Raw genomic sequence first — 18251 nt, forward strand, 5'->3', positions numbered from 1 at the left:
AAGGTCTCTAAGAGACAAACAACCCAGAGTACTTCACGACCCATGCTAAGTAACATCCGAATCGTACTGATCAACACTTTTCATCCTGGCAACGTCGGTGCTATTGCCCGAGCCATGAAGAATATGGGATTAACCAACCTTTATTTAGTTGACCCAAATGACTACCCATCAGAAGAAGCCACCAGCCGCGCTGCCGGTGCTGTTGATCTGCTTGAAAATGCCACCATCGTTTCTACATTAGAAGAAGCCATCGCAGACTGTAGTCTTGTCATTGGCACAAGCGCTCGTCATCGCACTTTTCAGCTTCCTATTATGAATGCTCGTGAATGCGCCGAAAGCGTAATTCCAGAAGCCGTTGATCATAATGTTGCTATTGTTTTTGGCCGTGAGACCACAGGTTTATTAAACGATGAAATTGCTCAATGTCATCGCCAAGTTTATATCGACGCCAATGATGAATATCCGGTATTAAATATTTCACAAGCGGTACAAATTGTCGCTTATGAAATCTGGATGGCAAATCAAAACAAAGAAAACTACAAAAAAGAAACGCCAGAATATCCACATAAAAAAGACATGGATCTTTTCTACGAACATTTAGAAGAAACACTTTATGGTATCAACTTCATCATCCGTAGCCATCCAGGCAAGGTTCTAGATAAGTTGCATCGCTTTTTTAATCGCTCTCGTCCAGAGAAACAAGAATTAGGAATTTTACGCGGAGTGTTGGCTGCGGTACAACGCGAAGCTGGACTGACAGAAGCAAACAACCATCCAGAGAAAAAGGCCAAAGACGCATTAAAAGAAGCGGCTAAAAAAGATTAAACACCACCCCCTTCTTTTACCTAATGTCTAAAACAAAAAATGCAGCCAATTGGCTGCATTTTATATTTTTGGCAAAGTGTTGGAAGTATTACTTCTCCGCACGGCCCGCAAACTTACGTTCTTCTACGTTGACCTTGATACGGTCACCGGTAGAAATATGCTCAGGCACTTGGATAATCGCGCCAGTAGACAATTTAGCGGGTTTGTTACGAGAAGTCGCAGACGCGCCTTTGATTGAAGGATCTGTTTCGATAACTTCTAGCTCAACGTTAGTTGGCAACTCAATAACAACAGGCACTTCGTTAACCAAAACGACCTGAATACCCACTGTCTCTTCGTTAACAAAAAGAATCTCTTCTTCAACAGCACTCTTGTTCAAACTGTAAGGCGTGTAGTCTTCGTTATCCATAAACACAAATTCATCGCCATCAGAATAAGAAAACATCACTTGACGACGAACAAGATCGGCAAGATCGATCATATCGGAATCTTTGAACGTTTCATCCAATTTACGGCCAGTTACCACGTCGTACATACGCATACGATAAAGACTACCGCCTGCGCGACCCTGTGGTACAGATCGCTCAATGTCCTTTACTATGTACGTTTTATTGTCATAGCTGATAGCAATATTCTTTTTGATTTCACTTGCCTTAGGCATTTTTCTTCGTCCTAAAATTACGTTTTATAAAAATAAATATGGGTATTAAATTCATTGCAATTTCGAATGCCAGATCCTAATCCAGTTTGCCCAAGTTCGCTAGACACTAAATCAAGATTTACCTTACAATTAACGGAAAATGGCTACAAATAGAAGTATTAACAGCTAAAAGCTAATACTGATTGTATTTTTTCGCATTACCTTTCACTTTTTCGACTGGATAACGCTCGGCATTTTTAGCGATTTTTTGTTGTGCTGCGCTTAACAGATCGACGTTCAGTTTATCGGCCAGACGAACAGTAAAAAGCAACACATCCGCTAGCTCATCTTTCACCGCAAACATCTGCTTATTATCCAACTGATAAGATTGCTCTTCTGTTAGCCAACGAAAGCAGTCCAATAATTCAGCCGTCTCGCCCGCCAACGCCATCGACAAGTTTTTAGGAGAGTGGAATTGCTCCCATTCTCTCTCTTGTGCAAATTGGCGCATGGCGAGTTTTAATAACTCTAAGGTGTCGTTATTTGTAGCAGACATAAATCAATCATTTGCCTTCATGTGAGCACTCATGATCACTTGATGAATTGGATACAAAACATCTGCGCCAAGAATTTTTGCACGCTCTGGAGACCAACCAACAACATCATCAGGCAAGTTTTTGTTATCTTTAAACGGCATTTCTAGGGTGAAAGACAAGCACTTATACGTTTCCCCTACCCACTTGGTTGCCACGGTCAAATTCGCTTCACCAAACTGTGATGGCGTATAGCCAATCTCGGTCTGAAAATCTGGGCTGACAGCCGTAAAAACATCTTTAAACAGAGTCTCCATCGCTTCCATACGAGCATCAAACGACGGTACACCTTGGCAACCATCCACAAAGTTAACTGGCAAAGCTTCGTCACCATGGATATCCAAGAATAAATCAACGCCCGTTTCAGCCATTTTCTTTTGCACAGCTAACACTTCTGGACTGAATTCTGCCGTTGGGTTCTTCCATTCACGGTTCAGGTTTACACCTTTGGAATTCACACGCAAATTACCATGCACAGCACCGTCTGGATTCATATTTGGTACAACATAAAAACGACATTGCTTTAAAAGCGAGCGTGCAATCGGGTGAGACTCATCAAACAAACGCTCAAGTAAACCTTCGATAAACCATTCAGCCATTGTTTCACCAGGATGCTGGCGAGCAATAATCCAAATGTTTTTTGCTAACCCTTGGGTTTTGCTAATCTCCAACAAAGTGATATCACGACCTTCAGCCGTTTCGCCCAAATGATCAGTAATACAATCTTCATTGCTGGCAGCCCAAGCAATCATATCCAAATGACGCTCGTAACTATAAGGTGCGAAATAAGCATAATACACACTGTCTTGTTCTGGTTGATGAGTAATCACCAATTTACCATCCACGTATTCGGTAGGTACTCGGAACCAATACTCGCGGTCGTAAGACGCTACCGCTTGGTAATCTACCCAGCCATCTGGGTAAGCGGCATCATTGGCGTTCTCAAATTGAATGACACATTGCTCACCCATTCCCCCTTGTAAACGAAAATAAAACCACTGCAAAAATTTAGAGTTTGTATCATTAGGGATCTTTACTCTAATATTGTCCGGCTCCGAAGCGTCAATAACGGAGATGTTACCGCCATCAAACGCACTACTGATCTTGATTCGGCTGGTCATTTATTCTTCCTTAACAATCAAACATTGGTTCTAAATTATGGCAAGTTTACCTATATTCATGACGGCTGTCGCCAACTCTTCAGACGAGCCAGCCTTTCCATTACTTTTCACTTGGTCGACTCACGAAGCACAAGTCAAAGAAGTGCTAGTGATACCTGACGACGAATGGCTAGAAAACCATCGTATCGAGCCTAACGCACACGACCTTGATGAACAACAACTCTACGAATTTGGCTTTGAAGCCAGCGATATCTTAGCAGAATGGATCAATGAATTTGATACTGATGTGATTTACGCTCTTGAGCCTGAGTCACTTAGTCTTTTAGTCGAAGCTACTTACGATATAAAAGGCTTAGAGCCAAGTTTCGAAGTACAAAGCATTCACTCTTGGTTTCAAGAACGTGACGTTGACCTAGACGACGCCGTAGCAGAACAAGGCCAAACAACGCCTTTACACCTACTGCCGCCAGATGAGCTTGTCATTCAGCTGCTACAAATCGCAGTAGAACACGGCCTAATCGATCCTAACGACATCCCGGCAATAGAAGACTAATCACATCACTGAATACTGAATATCCACCAGAACCACTGGCTATTTAACACTCACCTACTTAGAGTCGAAGACACACTCTTTGATTCTAAGTAGGTGCCAACATGAAAGACCTTCTCCCTGACCTTTGCGACTTGTACCCAGAAAAGCTACAAATCGCTGAACCTATTTTTATCTCTTATGGAAAACGCACTCATTTCTATGGTGAAGTCGTGACCGTATCCTGTTTTGAAGACAATAGTCGAGTAAGAGAATTAGTCGCTGAAAATGGCAAAGGAAAAGTCATGGTCATTGATGGCGGTGGAAGTAAACGACGGGCCTTGCTTGGCGATATGCTGGCTGAAAAAGCGGTCAATAATGGCTGGGAAGGATTTGTGATAAACGGAGCAATTCGTGACATAGCAGCTCAATCACAACTAAACATTGGCATTCACGCTTTATGCGCGCACCCAATGCCAACGGAAAAACGCGGCTTGGGCGATCTAGGAAAAACACTGCGCTTTGCGGGCATGACGATCGCCCAAGGGGATTATATTTATTGCGACCTAAATGGTATCGTCGTATCCAAACAACCATTAGCCCTTCCATAGAGGGCTAATGGATCCAACTACAATGAAGCTAACGTGTGCGTGAACAAACTACGCACACCGTTCACGAGCATCTGTACAGACATCATCAGCAGCAACATGCCCATCAAACGTTCTAGTGCAGCCAAACCTTTCTCTCTCAATACTCGGTTCAACAAAGGTGCCATAGCCAAAATGACCACAGAAATCCCCCACGCTGCACCAACGGAAATAAGTAAATCTTGCTGATCGTTTGGGTAGCTCTTAACCATCACCAATAAAGTCGCTAAAGTAGACGGTCCTGCCAGCATAGGAATAGAAATCGGCACTATAAACGGCTCCATCACTGGACCAGCGTCTTTCGTATAAGGCGAAGGAAAAATCATCTTCAATGCAATAACGAACAATACAACACCACCGGCAATCGAAATGGATTCCGTTTCCAAATGCAACAGCGCCAAAAACTCCGCACCGAAAAACAAGAAACACACCAGAATAAGCAAACCAATCAAACCATCTCGCACCACGATTTGATATTGACGTTTCTGCGGAACGCCCTTCATTACAGACAACAAAATAGGAATATTACCGAACGGATCGATAACAAACAAAAACAACAAAGTGGCAGATAAAATAGAAAACTCAGCGCTCATTGGATACTCAGGTTAGTATTACAGGAAATTATGGGCGCGTAGTTTAACGCATTACAACTTGTGGTGATAGCTGATGCTATTTGGCTTTTCGTTCTAATCCCCTTCATTCGTTCACCAGCAAAAAATCAATATTCTCAGAGAAAGATCTTGTAATAGCGAATTAATCAACTCTTTTATGGCGCATTGATATCCGCACTGCAATCTTCAGAGCTTCTAATTCAAATTAATTGATAATTGTCAGTGATCAGTGCGATTCTGATCATTCAATTTGACATCCTTTAGTGTGCTAAGTAGTTTTATCTAGTCATTTTTTTAATCAAACACAAGGAAAGCCAAATGAAAGCTGCTCGTTTTTACGATAGAGGTGATATCCGTATTGAGGATATTCCAGAGCCTAGTGTTGAACCTGGTACGGTAGGCATTGATGTTGCTTGGTGTGGCATCTGCGGTACGGATCTACATGAGTTCATGGAAGGACCAATCTTTATTCCGCCTTGTGGCCATCCGCACCCTATTTCAGGAGAGTCTGCACCAGTGACCATGGGGCATGAGTTTTCAGGTGTTGTTTACGCTGTAGGTGAAGGAGTGGAAGATATTAAAGTCGGCCAACATGTGGTAGTGGAGCCTTATATTATTGCCGATGATGTGCCTACTGGACCGGGTGAAAATTACCATCTTTCTGAGAATATGAACTTTATTGGTCTTGGTGGTTGTGGTGGTGGTTTATCCGAAAAAATTGCCGTGAAACGCCGTTGGGTTCATCCTATTGCCAATTCAATTCCATTGGATCAAGCTGCTTTAATTGAACCGTTGGCCGTTGGCTACCATGCGTTTGTCCGCAGTGGAGCAAAAGCTGGTGATGTTGCGCTAGTTGGCGGCGGTGGCCCTATCGGTTTATTGTTATCAGCAGTTTTAAAAGCAAAAGGCATCACTGTCATCATGACAGAGCTGAGTGCAAAGCGTAAAGAAAAAGCCCTTGATACAGGCGTAGCGGATTACATTTTAGATCCAACTGAAGTGAACGTCACAGACGAAGTAATGAAGATTACGGAAAACCGTGGTGTAGATGTTGCCTTCGAATGCACCAGTAACAACAAGGTTTTGGACACTTTAGTTGAAAGCACCAGATCGACAGGGACAATTGTGATTGTCTCCATTTGGAGCCATCCAGCCACAGTGAATGTTCATAGTGTTGTAATGAAAGAGTTAGATATTCGCGGTACGATTGCTTATGTAAACAACCATGAAGAAACAATTAAATTGGTTGAAGAAGGTAAAGTAAATTTAGAGCCTTTTATTACTCAAAGAATAGAATTAGATGACCTGATTTCTCAAGGGTTCGATACGTTAATTCATAATAATGAATCGGCTGTGAAAATTATTGTTCGTCCTTAATACCACCAAATGGTATCGGCTTATACCCGATACCATTCTCTTTTTTTTCAATAACAAGACGGCAAATAAGCGCTCTAAGTGTTTATTAAAACCTTCTTTCCATCACGAAGTTAGTCAACTCTTGCCCACGTAAAGATATTCTCTGCTCATTCATAACCGAAAAACCAAAGTGCTCAAAGAAAGGTCTAGCAGTAATACTCACATGAGAATAAAGGCGAGAAGCGTCTCGTTCATCTGCTAAGGATAAAATATGATTCATCAACGCCCTTCCAATGCCTTGACCTTGATATTCATGATGGCAAAAAAAATGATCTATCAAACCATCAGGCTGTAAGTCGCAATAGCCAACAACCACACAATCCAACTCAGCGACGAAAGGTTGAATATCATTCATTTTGTTTTGCCAAACAGTCATATCAAAAGACTCTGGCGCCCAAGCTTCGACCTGAGCTTGAGCATAATCCCGAGCATTCACAGCACGAACCGTATTGAAAAATAAATGCCAAAGAGCCTTTGCATCCTTAGCTTGATATTGACGAATTTTGATCATATTTTTTCCTAAAAACTCGAACTTTTTCAGCTATCTAAAAAAGCATAAACTTTTTAATACGCATTAGTCGCAGAAAAATAAAACGTAGATGTGTAAACAACAGCTTCAATAGTATTGCAAAAACGACCATCAAAACATTAATGTCATAATAGTTTTGTAGAATGCCCGTTTAGAATTGAGCCCTAAGGAACTATTTAATGAAATTTAAAGCTCTGTTACCGCTTATTTCCGCTGTATTACTTATTGTTTCTACGTTTGCCAATGCCGAGACGTTATACGTCGGTAAGGTAACTCAAGTAACGCTTCGTGATTTGATCCCTACTCAACCATCGATTGGATATGATCAGGTGTATTACAAATTGGGACGCTATAAGCTGGATAGTAAGAAAAAATTTGATGAAATCTGTGAGGCAAATGGCCAAAAGGGCTTGGCGCATTTCGATACAAACTCAACACCAAACGATGCCACAAGTTATAAATGCGATGAACCAGTAGGTTCGCACCTTAAAGACATGAAAACCATTGTGATTGCCCCTAACGGCCATTACTACTTAACAGATGGCCACCATACTTTTAATGCATTTTGGCATATGCAAGGTGGCGGAGAGCAATTTAAAATAAATGTCGTTATCGCCAAAGATTATCGTAATCTAACCAATATGAGTCAATTCTGGAACGCGATGATAGCGGATGGCAATACTTGGCTACAAAACAGTAAGGGTAACGACATCACTTATAAAACCTTGCCAACATCACTGGGTATGGAGCATTTCGAAAACGATAAATACCGTTCGCTTATGTACTTTTCACGAGATATTGCTTGGGATAAACCTGCAGCGCCAGTGCCTTTTCTGGAGTTCTACTGGTCACGAGAACTACGCAAGGGAATTGATCTCGATAAGTATGACTTAGCCACAACAGATGGCTATCGCCAAGCTGTCTCTGATGTTAGCCATTATTTAGTTACCATGGAAAGCGACAATTTGGGTGGTTCAGGAAAATCGACAAAAGAGATGGGGCAATTCAATAGCTTCAATGAAAAAAATCTAGATAAATTGTTTGATGCAAAAAAAGGCAAAGCAACATTTATGCTGCAATATAAGAGCGATCTATAAGATAAAACTGTCTTTTGTAGAACCCTTGGCGCTTCTTCTCAGTCTTTTTTTGACAGAAGCGCCATAACAATGTTTGATGCATTTCAACATATATATCCAATCGGTCAGAACATTAAACCTTCAACATCCTCAAATGCATCACAGTCCATTATATTTATGAATATAATATGCAAAAAACCTTCTATTTATCGGTAATTTAGCTCTAATTTAACTGTTTTATAACAGCGTCAAAATTAGTGAATTTATTTCATCATTTCAGTGAAAATACGTCGTTTGTTGAGCAGAATTTGTGCCTCTATTATCAGTGCATCAAGCAACCTGAAGAGGAAAATACCATGCAAAAAATTGTAATAAAAGACACGCTACAAAAAGTCAAAAAAGCACTGGCTCGCGCTTATGCGGTATATATGATGAAAGGTAACTTCTACACACTATCAACCTTTAACATTGATGGCGTTAGACGTATTAATTGGAGTGGTTGCGACTTATAGTTTTTATAATTTTAGTGCCGCCTCTTCCTCTTCGATACTTTGGTAAGCCGTCTTCCTACTTACCAAAGCTATCAGCCCACGATAAACCGCTGTTAGTAAAAGCTATTTTTTAGTACTCTGCGCCTCTCTATTTACTATGTTGCTTTTATTCCCTCATGCTGAAAAACACGATCATTTTACTGTCTCTTTTGATTGTTATGCCTTTCCAATTAGCGTTTGCTGCACCCGATTTTGCCCTTATAAAAATTCAAGCCAAATTATCAGATGATACCTATCTAGATGCCAATACGCTCGAAAAACGTCTGCAAGAACAAGACCAAATATTAGTGCATCAGTCTTTAATTCCTTTGTCTCAAGTCAGTTATTTTTTAAGTCGTGCCAATGGCGTTCAGACCATTGCCATTCGAGGCACGGCGAATTTAGAAAATGCCATGTTGGATTTAGATCTTGAGTTAAAGTCAGACACTATTCTTGATATAAAACTGCATCAAGGTTTTGGCTCTGGTGCAAAAGCCGTTTACGAGGACATCAAACCTTTTCTAGTCAAAAACCAGCCAATCCAACTAACTGGACACAGTTTAGGTGGCGCTATTGCTGTCATATTGGCTATGTATTTACAAAAAGATGGCTACCCTGTGAAACAAGTAATTACCTTTGGCCAGCCGAAAGTCACCAATATCACAGGCGCAAACAAATTCGATGACTTACCTCTAATCAGAGTGGTAACGCTTAACGATATCGTTCCTTTGGTTCCGCCTATTAGCCCGATGCAAATTAGAGATTTAGATATTTTTTGGCATATGGGCGAAGAAGTAATTTTATTAGGTAGTAAAGAATTCACCCAAACTAATGGCGTAAAAAGTATGCTAAGAGCCACAAAATTCACCACGTCGATTCCAAGCGATAAGAATCTATTGGCACATCAAATGGCGACGTATCTGAGCTTAATAGAGCAACTACAAGCCTCACCGAAAGAAATCCCTTATAAAACCGATATTAGTCTATTCGGCTATTCATTCGACTAGCCTTTTCTATGCTGGCCTATTTAGCTAACTAGCAAGCAACATCTAATCAACTCTCCAACATCAGAAAAGGCAACGCGATTTATAAAACGTCACGTTGCACATTTCGTCACATCTAATTGAATATAAACAGTTAAAAAGAATAATAAGAAGCGTTATCATTAGCATAGTTTATTAGCCTACCAAGCGCTTCAAGTATTCTTGATTACTTGTTTTTCAACAATGCCCCATTAAAGCTGCTGTAGATATTCAAATCAAAGGAATCCGTTATGTTGCTTAATCGCCTCTCTTTTAAAAAAATCTTGCTATGTGCCTGCATTACAACATCGTTCAGTGTTTTTGCTGGCGAACATAGTGTCATTACAAAATATGGCGAAGTGAAAGTTAACGACGATGTGAAACGCATAGTAACATTATCCGAAGATGCTCTAGACAGCGCAATTGCTCTGGGTGTGAAACCTCTAGGAGCTATTGCGACTCGTGGTGGAGATTCTGTAGCTGAATATATTCAAAAACGCGCGAGTGGCGTTAATATGGTAGGCACTTCTCGTCAAAACAATCTTGAAGCTATTGCTGCACAACGTCCAGATTTGATCCTAGCATCTACGAACTTACCTCAGGATCAATACAATATTCTGTCAAAAATTGCACCAACCATCGTCCCTATTTCACCAGGAATGGTATCTGACAACTGGATTAAAGTTGCTAAAGTGTATGCGCAAGCGTTAAACAAAGACGAACAAATGAATACTATCCTGAGTGACATAAAAGATCGTGAAAACGCTCTGAAAGATGTCATTACTGCAAAGCTACCAAAAAATGAGCGCTCTGCAACATTAGCGCGCTGGATGCCTCAAGGTCCTATCGTTATGTCATCACAAATTTTCTCTACCGATGTTCTCGCAGCGGCTGGGTTCATCATCAACGATGCAGGTGTGATAAAAGAAGGCCGTCCTCATAGCAGCCCTCTTAGCTTAGAAAATTTATCTAAAGTCGACAGTAACTGGTTGTTCTTGGCAACACTCAACACTGAAGGTAAAGATGCACTTGAAGCAGCCAAGACATCGCCCTCTTTCTCACGTCTTAATGTTGTGAAAGAAGATAAAGTTATCGCAGTAAATGGTCAGTTATGGACAAGCGCCGCTGGTCCACTTGCTGCCCACGCCATTCTTGATGACATTCAAAATATTATTAATAACAAGATTAAATAACCTAAATGATTAGTTGGTTCTATATTCCTCCTGCACAACGACCATTGTTTAGTGTTTTTGTGTCAGCACTTTTTGTGCTGGCACTTTGCTGTTTCTGCAGTTTATTGTTTGGTGCTGGAGGGTTAAGCCTCCAAGCCTCCTTTCAAACACTATTAGGTAATGGTTCCGCAGATACTCAATTCACCGTATTTCATTTACGCGCCAACAGAACACTGATCGGTTTATTTGTCGGTTTAACACTTGGTATTGCTGGTGCTTTAATGCAGGCTGTAGCACGCAATCCATTGGCTGAGCCTGGTTTACTTGGCGTTAGTGCTGGAAGCTCCCTTGCCGTTGCAATTACTTTGGTACTAGGTGCCAGCACGGCAACTTTAACTGTTGGTGTTGCCCAGTTTGGCGCTTTGTTAGGCTGTTTGTGTGTGCTTGGTGTCGCTCGAATGCAAGGACAACAAAACGACCCAATTCGCTTAGTGCTGGCTGGAGCCGCGCTTTCAAGTCTGTTACTCGCTGTGACTTCTCTATTGTTACTATTTGACCAAAGAGCCGCCGATGAAATTCGCTTTTGGGTAACAGGCAGCGTCGCTGGTCGAGACACTAATACCCTATTTTCAGTTTTGCCTTCCATGCTGATTGCGATAATTTGCATTTTATATACAGCGAAGCCATTAGCTTCCCTAGCACTTGGGGAACGCGTTGCTATAGGACTTGGCCATAAACCTCAGCGAGTTCGCGCTGTAGTTATCGTCGCTGTTGCTTTGTTAGTAGGTGGCGCAACCGCAATTGCCGGACCTGTCGCCTTTATTGGCCTCGTTGTGCCTTTCGCCGCACGCGCCTTAGTGGGACCTGATATTCGCCGTACTCTATGGTTATGCTTACCTCTAGGGCCAATTATTGTAATTTCTGCAGATGTTGTATCACGCCTTGTTGCTCAACCAGCAGAAATGCCATTAGGAGTGCTGACCGCGATTATTGGGGCCCCGGTACTACTGTTGATTGTGCGATCTAGAAGAATGCCTACCTTATGATAAATCAAAGTCTCTCACTTCCTAATAACGAAGAAATTACTACAGCACCAAATGGTCATCGCTTATTGTCTCTAGGTCGTCACATGACTATATTGATTGAGAAACAAGCGATTATCCGTAATGTTTGGTTATTAATTCTGTTGGCGATAGCTTGTGTAGCAACACTTGGTATTGGCACCATGCCAATATCGCCAAAAGAAGTCATTGCAGTATTATTTGGCCACGGTAATGCAATGAGTCAGTTTATCGTGCAAGACTTACGCTTACCGCGCTTATTAGCCGCTTTATTTACTGGTGCCGCTTTTAGTTTAGCAGGATGTCTAATGCAAACTATGGCGAGAAACCGCTTAGCAACACCAGGCATAATTGGCATAGATAACGCCGCGATGGCATTCGCAGTGTCGTCAGTGGTTGGTATGGGGATTTCACTCGCGCCTTCTGTTATGGCGTTGGCAGGTGCTGCTACGGCGACAGCATTGGCGTTTGGCCTAGCTGGCGGCAGTGGCACACGAGGCTATCGTTTCATTGTCGCCGGTATTGGCATTGGCGCTATTGCTGGCGCTGTAACGCAATTGCTATTAAGCCAAGTCAGTATCGATGTGGCAAACAGCGCCTATCCTTGGACGGTTGGTAGCTTGAGTGCTCGAGACCCAATGATGGTTAGTATACTTGGCATTGGTCTAGTCATCTGTTTAGTGGCTTGCTTACTTTTTGCTTCACAGTTTGCCTTGATGCCCTTTTCTGACCAAGTGATTATGGGTCTTGGCGCAAACATCAAATACATCCGAATCGTCGCTTTAATCTTATGTATCACACTAACGGGGCTTGCGGTTGCGGTAGCTGGACCTGTCGGCTTAATTGCCTTGATTGGCCCTGAGATCGCTCGAGTTCTGGCTCGTTATCGTGGCATTCCGTTGATAAGCTCTGCGCTCGCTGGCGCTTTGGTGATGATTCTCGCCGATCTATTTGGTAGAACTGTGTTATCCCCAATTGAACTACCAGTTGGTATTGTAACTGCCGTTATAGGCGGTCCTTACTTAATTTGGATACTTGTACGACGCACTTCAAGGACTTCGTTATGACAGCCACGTCTCTACAATTTAAACCGATACCTAAACAAACGCCTGAAACAAATACCTTAACTCGCCTTTGTGCTGAAAAGCTGACCTTGAAACATGGTAAAACCAGTATTATTGAAAATCTAGATGTCTCTCTTCCTGAAGGGAAAGTAACGGCCATCGTTGGGCCAAATGGCTGTGGCAAATCCACCTTATTAAATGGCTTATCTCGTATTCATTCGCCAAGTTCTGGGTTTGTCCTGCTTGATGGTAAAGACATTCATTCACTGCCTTCCAAGGAAGTCGCTAGACGGCTCGCACTATTACCACAAGACACGCTAGCGCCAGATGGCATAACCATTGAGGAATTAATCCGTTTTGGTCGTCATCCACACCAAAGCCTGTTAAAACAATGGGCCATGGACGATCAGCAAGCCATCAACTACGCTTTAAACGCTGCCGATTTAGAAGGACTTAAAGATCGATTACTAGACACGCTATCAGGTGGACAACGCCAACGTGCTTGGATCGCCATGTCGATTGCCCAAGAAACGCCTTTGCTATTGTTGGATGAGCCTACCTCTGCACTGGATTTAGGCCATCAGATTGAAGTCTTCGAGCTCATACGTAATTTATCAAGACAAGGCAAAACTCTCGCCATGGTAGTCCATGACTTACCAAGCGCTTGCCGATATTCTGATCATATTATTGCCATGAAAAAAGGCGAGATCATCACCCAAGGCAGCCCAAAAGAAGTGATGACCAAAGAGCTTGTTCGTGAATTATATGGCGTTGAATGCGATCTGATTCCAGATCCGATGACTGGTAGCCCGATTCTTATTAATATGAAGCGAGTTAGAAGCTAAATAAGGAAAGGATACAAACAAGTAATGTGACAAACAGATCTGAAAATCAGATCTGTTTGTCACATAACTACAAGCGTAATCCAATCGGTAAACTCTCCCCGACTAATGCATTCAGTTCGTCACTATTAATCTCAATTTGGCTTTCCAAACGTTCGAGCCATTGGGTTGGGCATTTGTCTTTTTTGAGTTTACTGGCCACTTTTTTGCGCAAAGCGCTGAGTTTTTCGGATTCACCAATGCTGACCTGGCTCATCAAAACAGCTGCCAGCCCTGCTTGCTTACGCTTTTTCCAATCTTCTTTTAGCGTAACTTCTAGGATCGGAAACAGTTTGTCTTCAGCAATTCTTTGCTCTTGCTTGCCAGACAATAGATGACGAGAGGCAATTCGCCCTATCGTCCACCAAGCTGTATCCGGCTCAGAAGTCTTCTGCAAGCGCTTCAGAAACCAATCAATCGTTGTGACTTTATCTTCATTCGACAAACCTTCCAACGCACCAACCAAACGAATCAAATCATCACTAGACTTGGTCGTTAGCGCTTTCATTTTATCTCGTGAACGCTGCCCTGTTGGCGAATAATATTGGCTAAATTGTTTGAACAAGTGTGTTTGCTGTTCCAAGTTTAAACCGCCTGCAATGCGTCGATATAAGGTCCAATATTGCCCCCAAACTGGCGCCGTATCATACTGAGCACCGGCTTTAGTAACATTTACCACTTGCTGCACACGAGCCAAATCATCCGCGGAGCCAAAGCCAGGGCGTAGACAATAGCCCATCAACTGCAACCATTGACGTTCATGTTGAGCACTTTTGGTTCGACCAGATTTAAGACTTAAAAGCTTATCGACCAAACGTCGCGAAGTGGCAAGGTTCCAATCATCACGATTACCCAGTAACTGATCCAAATCCTGCTTAAGAGATTTTACCAAGTCCGGATTTTGCTTTTGACCCGCGCTAGAAAAGCACTTCGCTAAATGTTCTTCTGCTTGTCCCATATTGGCATGCAGTAAACCACTGTCATCGGATTGCTCAGACTCTTGCGAAGAACTGACTTGGGTTGAAAAATCTAAACGCCATTGGTCTTTCTGGTTGTTCGCGTTTAACACCACTTGCAACACACCCACTTCGGTCATTTGTACCGATAGCGTTACCGCTGTTTCTTGGGAATCAATGGAGCCGTCCAGTTCTGTCATCAAGGTAGAAATATAGTGCAATCCATCTTGATTACGGACTTTGCCAACCAAGCAATCAATATGATCGTCAGAGCGATACAAAGGGAACTGCACTTGCTGACCAAGAGTGACAAAGAACTCTTGTTCTAAGCGAATGGGTTCGCCTTTTAAGGTGTCTTTTGGCAAGATACCAACGAATTGATTCTCGCCAACTTTAAGGTACAAACTGTGTGCCACGCCACTTTCGATGCGTGTACTTTCGCCTGCCAAAGCGTTTAAATACATGGCTGCACCTTTGGCAACCGCATCGTTAGGTTCGTCTGCAGAACAGGCTAGAATAGGCTTAGAAGACCAAGTATCCAGCTGTTCTAGTAAACGAGCTTTTAACACAGGACTGTTAAATAAACCGCCGTTAAATAAAACCGCATCTGGCATGGTTGAGCCGGTTGCGGCTTCGATTACTGCTTTATGTTGCTGTAAAAATGCCGCTAAATGTCGTGTAAACGCAGGATCTGACTCATAAGGCAAGCCCAAGGTATGCATCGCGTAATCGCTCTTTTGCACCTTGTCATCGCAATTAACCAAAGGAAAAAATCCACTACGAATTTGTTCCAATAAGGTTTCTCTAGATACATCAAATTTTTGCGAACCACCGATTAAACGACTACCACCACCAAGCACAGTAATGTTTAACGATTCCGGTGCGTCTTTACTTAACAAGCTTTCTTTGGCCTGACGAGTTTGCTGAACCAAAGCCGCTAAGCGTGTAGCAGATAACGCAGATATTTGCTTAGGATCTAACTGAAACGCCAAAGCTTGATCAAGGTTATCGCCACCAAGCAATAGATGCTCACCTACCGCGATACGTTTAAGCGAAATGCTTTTCGCCTTTGCTGATGTAGGCTGAATAGCAACCAGACTAAAGTCACTGGTGCCTCCACCAATATCGACCACCAAGAGCATTTTTTTATCAACTAACGCGGCGAGTTTTTCGTCATCGCTAATGTAGTGATAACAAGCCGCTTGCGGCTCTTCAAGAAGATATAAATCGTTTAGACCAGCCTGTTTAGCAGCCTCCAAGGTTAAGGCTCGTGCTTCCTCATCAAAAGACGCAGGCAAGGTTAACGCGATAGATTGAGATTCTAACGGTGCATCAGTAAAGCGATGATTCCAGCTTTGCTTAATGTGTAATAAGAGAATCTTACTCGCCTCAAGTGGGCTGAGCTTTTTAGGAAATTCGCTCGCCCAAGGCAAGATCGCCGAGCGACGATCTACTTGACGATGGCTCAACCAGCTTTTCGCACTTTGTACCAATTGCCCTGCTCGACGTTGGCCTAAAGCTAACGCACCAACTCCAACGACTCGCTCTTTATCATGATGACGCCAAGGTAAAACTGGATCAATTTTTCCAATTTCATCCGACGCCAAGACATAAATAGCACTCGGCAAATAAGTAAATTCTTGCACCGAACCATCTGCCATCACTTGCGGAATGGGCAGCAAAGTCGGCGTATTTGAATTCGAATGCTCCGATATTGGAATGTAAGAGACGACACAGTTGGTCGTCCCTAAATCAATCCCAACTCGATAAGCAGAATGAAAAGCTGGCTGTGTCATGGTTATGCTTCCCTAACTTGAAACTCAATTGTCCAACTTAGGTCAGATTGGGTATCGTGTGCTTGCAATAGCAACAATCCTAATTCAGTAACACGAGCAGTCAAATATACTCGCACCATGTCGCCTGCTTGATAATGACCCGCATCCAAACGAACCGACAAAGGATTCAATTCATCAAGTTGCGCAACCGAAAAAGACGCAATAACTTTACCGACAGATTGCACTTCGCTGTTTTTTGATTGGAAGAAACGGAAGGTCACGCTTTCACCAACGATAAGCGAAAATTCATTCGGCAGCATTTGCTCTTCAGAGCCTTCTTCCAAACCAAAAGGTGCAACACAGATAGCATCGACAGGTGGTGCCATGCCCGGAATAGCTGGCATTGGGCTAGCCACACCAATGTAATAGTTAGCCGCTAAACCACTTTTTACTTTAACACCGCCTTCCGCTTGCACTTGTGCATAGTAAGTCGCGCCTTTGGCAACCGCGTGATCCAAATGCGATGGTGTCAACATGGTTAATTCTCTGCCGCTCAACGACTCAGACAGCATTGCTGCTAAGCGAGTTTCTAGAGTGCTACGAATCACATTGGCGTTAAACACGCCGCCGTTTAACAAGATCTTCGTTGGCTTCACATCATGTTGAGCTAAAAACTCACTAATATGACGAGTAATCGCAGGATCACCTTCGTAATCCAAATTGATCGCACTAAAACCACTGCGTGCTGTTTTTTGAGCTTGCTCACCTAACTGCACTTGCGGGAAAAAACCATCGATCAAAAGCTGCTGCACATCGTTTTGCGTCAAGGTCGCTTTAATGCTGTTATTGAACAAGCTACGACCGCGACTTGGCACAATAACGCTGACTTCATCTATCTCGGCATTCGATAACAAACGCTCTTTCGCTTCACGGCAAGCTTGCGTTAAACCGCTGATTTGCCAAGGTTCAAGATTAGTTCCATTTTGTGCTAATTGAGCAGCCAAATGGTAGGTCAACGTCAAATCCATATTGTCGCCACCAAGCAAAATATGACGTCCAACCGCCACGCGCTCTAAGCCAAGAGCACCCTCTTGTTCGACCGCTTGGATCAAGGATAAATCTGTCGTGCCACCGCCAACGTCAACTACCAAAATATGCTCATTGACTTCTAGGCTATCTGTCCAGTTTTGCTGATCGCTCAACCATGCGTAAAACGCGGCTAATGGCTCTTCGATTAAACGAGCACGCAAGCCGACCTTTTCCGCTGCTTGCTCGGTAATGGCGCGAGCAGCGGGATCAAATGAGGCTGGCACTGTGATGACTACTGTTTGATCAACAATCGGCTCATTAGGAAATTGGTTTGCCCACGCACTGACTAAATGTGCTAACAGAGTTTCTGTTACTTGTGCTGGGGAGACTTTTTCGACTTCTTCAAGCGCATCAACAGGTAAAACCGCTTCATCAGCACTAACTCGAGAATGGCACAACCAGCTTTTAGCACTCTGTACCAATCGACCAGAAGATTTTGCACCCAGTTCACGAGCCAACTGGCCCACAATGGAAGGCGCTTTGCCCCAAGGCAATTGCAGATCGCTTTCTAAGAATTCAGTTTTATGGGGAAAATATACAAACGAAGGTAATAAAGGACGAGCATCCACTTGGCCAGCCGCGATAAACTGCGGAATGAGCAATTGTTGAATGCGCCCCACTTGATTCGTTTCTGCTTCAGCCTGATTAGACGGAGAATAATAGACAGCCGAATGCGTGGTACCTAGATCGATACCAATGAAATATTGACTCATG

Annotated in this window: 18 protein-coding genes; 11 read left to right on the plus strand and 7 right to left on the minus strand. The window is 42.9% G+C overall.

Annotated elements, in window-relative coordinates:
• Positions 1-42: 42 nt before the first annotated feature.
• Positions 43-825 (plus strand): tRNA (cytosine(32)/uridine(32)-2'-O)-methyltransferase TrmJ, encoded by a 783-nt coding sequence (gene trmJ, locus BUA59_RS07935; RefSeq protein WP_072839180.1) that lies wholly within the window; start codon positions 43-45, stop codon positions 823-825.
• A gap of 88 nt (positions 826-913) precedes the next feature.
• On the opposite strand, the gene efpL is transcribed toward trmJ, so the two are convergent.
• The 3 genes from efpL to BUA59_RS07950 all read right to left on the minus strand — a co-directional run bounded on the left by efpL (position 914) and on the right by BUA59_RS07950 (position 3179).
• Positions 914-1486, minus strand: coding sequence for an elongation factor P-like protein EfpL (gene efpL, locus BUA59_RS07940; RefSeq protein WP_072839181.1), 573 nt, complete (start codon positions 1484-1486; stop codon positions 914-916).
• Between the two features lie 172 nt (positions 1487-1658).
• A complete protein-coding gene (locus BUA59_RS07945; protein ID WP_072839182.1) occupies positions 1659-2021 on the minus strand; it encodes a nucleotide pyrophosphohydrolase in 363 nt (120 codons plus the stop codon).
• Positions 2022-2024: 3 nt separating this feature from the next.
• On the minus strand, positions 2025-3179 hold the full coding sequence (locus BUA59_RS07950; protein WP_072839183.1) for a M14 family metallopeptidase: 1155 nt from the start codon (positions 3177-3179) through the stop codon (positions 2025-2027).
• 37 nt (positions 3180-3216) lie between these two features.
• Here BUA59_RS07950 and BUA59_RS07955 point away from each other — a divergent pair, with 37 nt between their 5' ends.
• The gene (locus tag BUA59_RS07955) at positions 3217-3732 is read left to right on the plus strand and encodes a hypothetical protein (RefSeq protein WP_072839184.1); all 516 of its coding nucleotides are present in this window, start codon (positions 3217-3219) and stop codon (positions 3730-3732) included.
• A 101-nt stretch (positions 3733-3833) separates the two neighbouring features.
• Positions 3834-4319, plus strand: coding sequence for a putative 4-hydroxy-4-methyl-2-oxoglutarate aldolase (locus BUA59_RS07960; protein ID WP_072839185.1), 486 nt, complete (start codon positions 3834-3836; stop codon positions 4317-4319).
• Between the two features lie 17 nt (positions 4320-4336).
• Here BUA59_RS07960 and BUA59_RS07965 read toward each other — a convergent pair whose 3' ends face one another.
• Complete coding sequence (locus tag BUA59_RS07965; RefSeq protein ID WP_072839186.1) at positions 4337-4948, minus strand: MarC family protein; 612 nt, start codon at positions 4946-4948, stop codon at positions 4337-4339.
• Between the two features lie 336 nt (positions 4949-5284).
• Between BUA59_RS07965 and BUA59_RS07970 the strand changes: the two genes are divergently transcribed.
• Positions 5285-6343 (plus strand): 2,3-butanediol dehydrogenase, encoded by a 1059-nt coding sequence (locus tag BUA59_RS07970; RefSeq protein ID WP_072839187.1) that lies wholly within the window; start codon positions 5285-5287, stop codon positions 6341-6343.
• 85 nt (positions 6344-6428) lie between these two features.
• Here the strand turns inward: BUA59_RS07970 and BUA59_RS07975 are convergent, their stop codons facing one another.
• Positions 6429-6893, minus strand: a complete 465-nt coding sequence (locus BUA59_RS07975) for a GNAT family N-acetyltransferase (RefSeq protein WP_072839188.1) — start codon at positions 6891-6893, stop codon at positions 6429-6431.
• A gap of 197 nt (positions 6894-7090) precedes the next feature.
• Here BUA59_RS07975 and BUA59_RS07980 point away from each other — a divergent pair, with 197 nt between their 5' ends.
• The 7 genes from BUA59_RS07980 to BUA59_RS08005 all read left to right on the plus strand — a co-directional run bounded on the left by BUA59_RS07980 (position 7091) and on the right by BUA59_RS08005 (position 13681).
• A complete protein-coding gene (locus tag BUA59_RS07980; RefSeq protein ID WP_072839189.1) occupies positions 7091-8008 on the plus strand; it encodes a ParB/Srx family N-terminal domain-containing protein in 918 nt (305 codons plus the stop codon).
• A gap of 335 nt (positions 8009-8343) precedes the next feature.
• Positions 8344-8499, plus strand: coding sequence for a hypothetical protein (locus BUA59_RS23820; RefSeq protein WP_157789903.1), 156 nt, complete (start codon positions 8344-8346; stop codon positions 8497-8499).
• Positions 8500-8696: 197 nt separating this feature from the next.
• Positions 8697-9524, plus strand: coding sequence for a lipase family protein (locus BUA59_RS07985; protein ID WP_245813112.1), 828 nt, complete (start codon positions 8697-8699; stop codon positions 9522-9524).
• A 266-nt stretch (positions 9525-9790) separates the two neighbouring features.
• Entirely contained in the window at positions 9791-10732 is a 942-nt protein-coding gene (locus BUA59_RS07990) for an ABC transporter substrate-binding protein (protein ID WP_072839191.1), read from the plus strand.
• Positions 10733-10737: 5 nt separating this feature from the next.
• Positions 10738-11757, plus strand: coding sequence for a FecCD family ABC transporter permease (locus BUA59_RS07995; RefSeq protein WP_072839192.1), 1020 nt, complete (start codon positions 10738-10740; stop codon positions 11755-11757).
• Positions 11754-12839: a FecCD family ABC transporter permease gene (locus BUA59_RS08000; protein WP_072839193.1), complete on the plus strand. Its 1086-nt coding sequence runs from the start codon at positions 11754-11756 to the stop codon at positions 12837-12839. The genes BUA59_RS07995 and BUA59_RS08000 overlap by 4 nt, the downstream gene beginning before the upstream one ends.
• Entirely contained in the window at positions 12836-13681 is an 846-nt protein-coding gene (locus BUA59_RS08005; protein WP_072839194.1) for an ABC transporter ATP-binding protein, read from the plus strand. The genes BUA59_RS08000 and BUA59_RS08005 overlap by 4 nt, the downstream gene beginning before the upstream one ends.
• Before the next feature lie 67 nt (positions 13682-13748).
• Here BUA59_RS08005 and BUA59_RS08010 read toward each other — a convergent pair whose 3' ends face one another.
• Both BUA59_RS08010 and BUA59_RS08015 read right to left on the minus strand, forming a co-directional pair.
• Positions 13749-16469, minus strand: a complete 2721-nt coding sequence (locus BUA59_RS08010; RefSeq protein ID WP_072839195.1) for a hsp70 family protein — start codon at positions 16467-16469, stop codon at positions 13749-13751.
• 2 nt (positions 16470-16471) lie between these two features.
• The gene (locus tag BUA59_RS08015; RefSeq protein WP_072839196.1) at positions 16472-18250 is read right to left on the minus strand and encodes an Hsp70 family protein; all 1779 of its coding nucleotides are present in this window, start codon (positions 18248-18250) and stop codon (positions 16472-16474) included.
• Between the last annotated feature and the right edge of the window lies 1 nt (position 18251).

Source organism: Marinomonas polaris DSM 16579, from assembly GCF_900129155.1.
GTDB classification, from domain to species: domain Bacteria; phylum Pseudomonadota; class Gammaproteobacteria; order Pseudomonadales; family Marinomonadaceae; genus Marinomonas; species Marinomonas polaris.

Excerpts from the sequence above, each read along its gene's own strand:
- BUA59_RS07970 (WP_072839187.1), top strand. The coding sequence starts at position 5,285 with ATGAAAGCTGCTCGTTTTTACGATAGAGGTGATATCCGTATTGAGGAT.
- BUA59_RS07960 (WP_072839185.1), top strand. The coding sequence starts at position 3,834 with ATGAAAGACCTTCTCCCTGACCTTTGCGACTTGTACCCAGAAAAGCTA.
- BUA59_RS08015 (WP_072839196.1), bottom strand. The coding sequence starts at position 18,250 with ATGAGTCAATATTTCATTGGTATCGATCTAGGTACCACGCATTCGGCT.
- BUA59_RS07950 (WP_072839183.1), bottom strand. The coding sequence starts at position 3,179 with ATGACCAGCCGAATCAAGATCAGTAGTGCGTTTGATGGCGGTAACATC.
- BUA59_RS08005 (WP_072839194.1), top strand. The coding sequence starts at position 12,836 with ATGACAGCCACGTCTCTACAATTTAAACCGATACCTAAACAAACGCCT.
- trmJ (WP_072839180.1), top strand. The coding sequence starts at position 43 with ATGCTAAGTAACATCCGAATCGTACTGATCAACACTTTTCATCCTGGC.
- BUA59_RS23820 (WP_157789903.1), top strand. The coding sequence starts at position 8,344 with ATGCAAAAAATTGTAATAAAAGACACGCTACAAAAAGTCAAAAAAGCA.
- BUA59_RS07955 (WP_072839184.1), top strand. The coding sequence starts at position 3,217 with ATGGCAAGTTTACCTATATTCATGACGGCTGTCGCCAACTCTTCAGAC.
- BUA59_RS07980 (WP_072839189.1), top strand. The coding sequence starts at position 7,091 with ATGAAATTTAAAGCTCTGTTACCGCTTATTTCCGCTGTATTACTTATT.
- BUA59_RS07975 (WP_072839188.1), bottom strand. The coding sequence starts at position 6,893 with ATGATCAAAATTCGTCAATATCAAGCTAAGGATGCAAAGGCTCTTTGG.
- BUA59_RS08000 (WP_072839193.1), top strand. The coding sequence starts at position 11,754 with ATGATAAATCAAAGTCTCTCACTTCCTAATAACGAAGAAATTACTACA.
- efpL (WP_072839181.1), bottom strand. The coding sequence starts at position 1,486 with ATGCCTAAGGCAAGTGAAATCAAAAAGAATATTGCTATCAGCTATGAC.
- BUA59_RS07965 (WP_072839186.1), bottom strand. The coding sequence starts at position 4,948 with ATGAGCGCTGAGTTTTCTATTTTATCTGCCACTTTGTTGTTTTTGTTT.
- BUA59_RS07985 (WP_245813112.1), top strand. The coding sequence starts at position 8,697 with ATGCCTTTCCAATTAGCGTTTGCTGCACCCGATTTTGCCCTTATAAAA.
- BUA59_RS07990 (WP_072839191.1), top strand. The coding sequence starts at position 9,791 with ATGTTGCTTAATCGCCTCTCTTTTAAAAAAATCTTGCTATGTGCCTGC.
- BUA59_RS07945 (WP_072839182.1), bottom strand. The coding sequence starts at position 2,021 with ATGTCTGCTACAAATAACGACACCTTAGAGTTATTAAAACTCGCCATG.
- BUA59_RS07995 (WP_072839192.1), top strand. The coding sequence starts at position 10,738 with ATGATTAGTTGGTTCTATATTCCTCCTGCACAACGACCATTGTTTAGT.
- BUA59_RS08010 (WP_072839195.1), bottom strand. The coding sequence starts at position 16,469 with ATGACACAGCCAGCTTTTCATTCTGCTTATCGAGTTGGGATTGATTTA.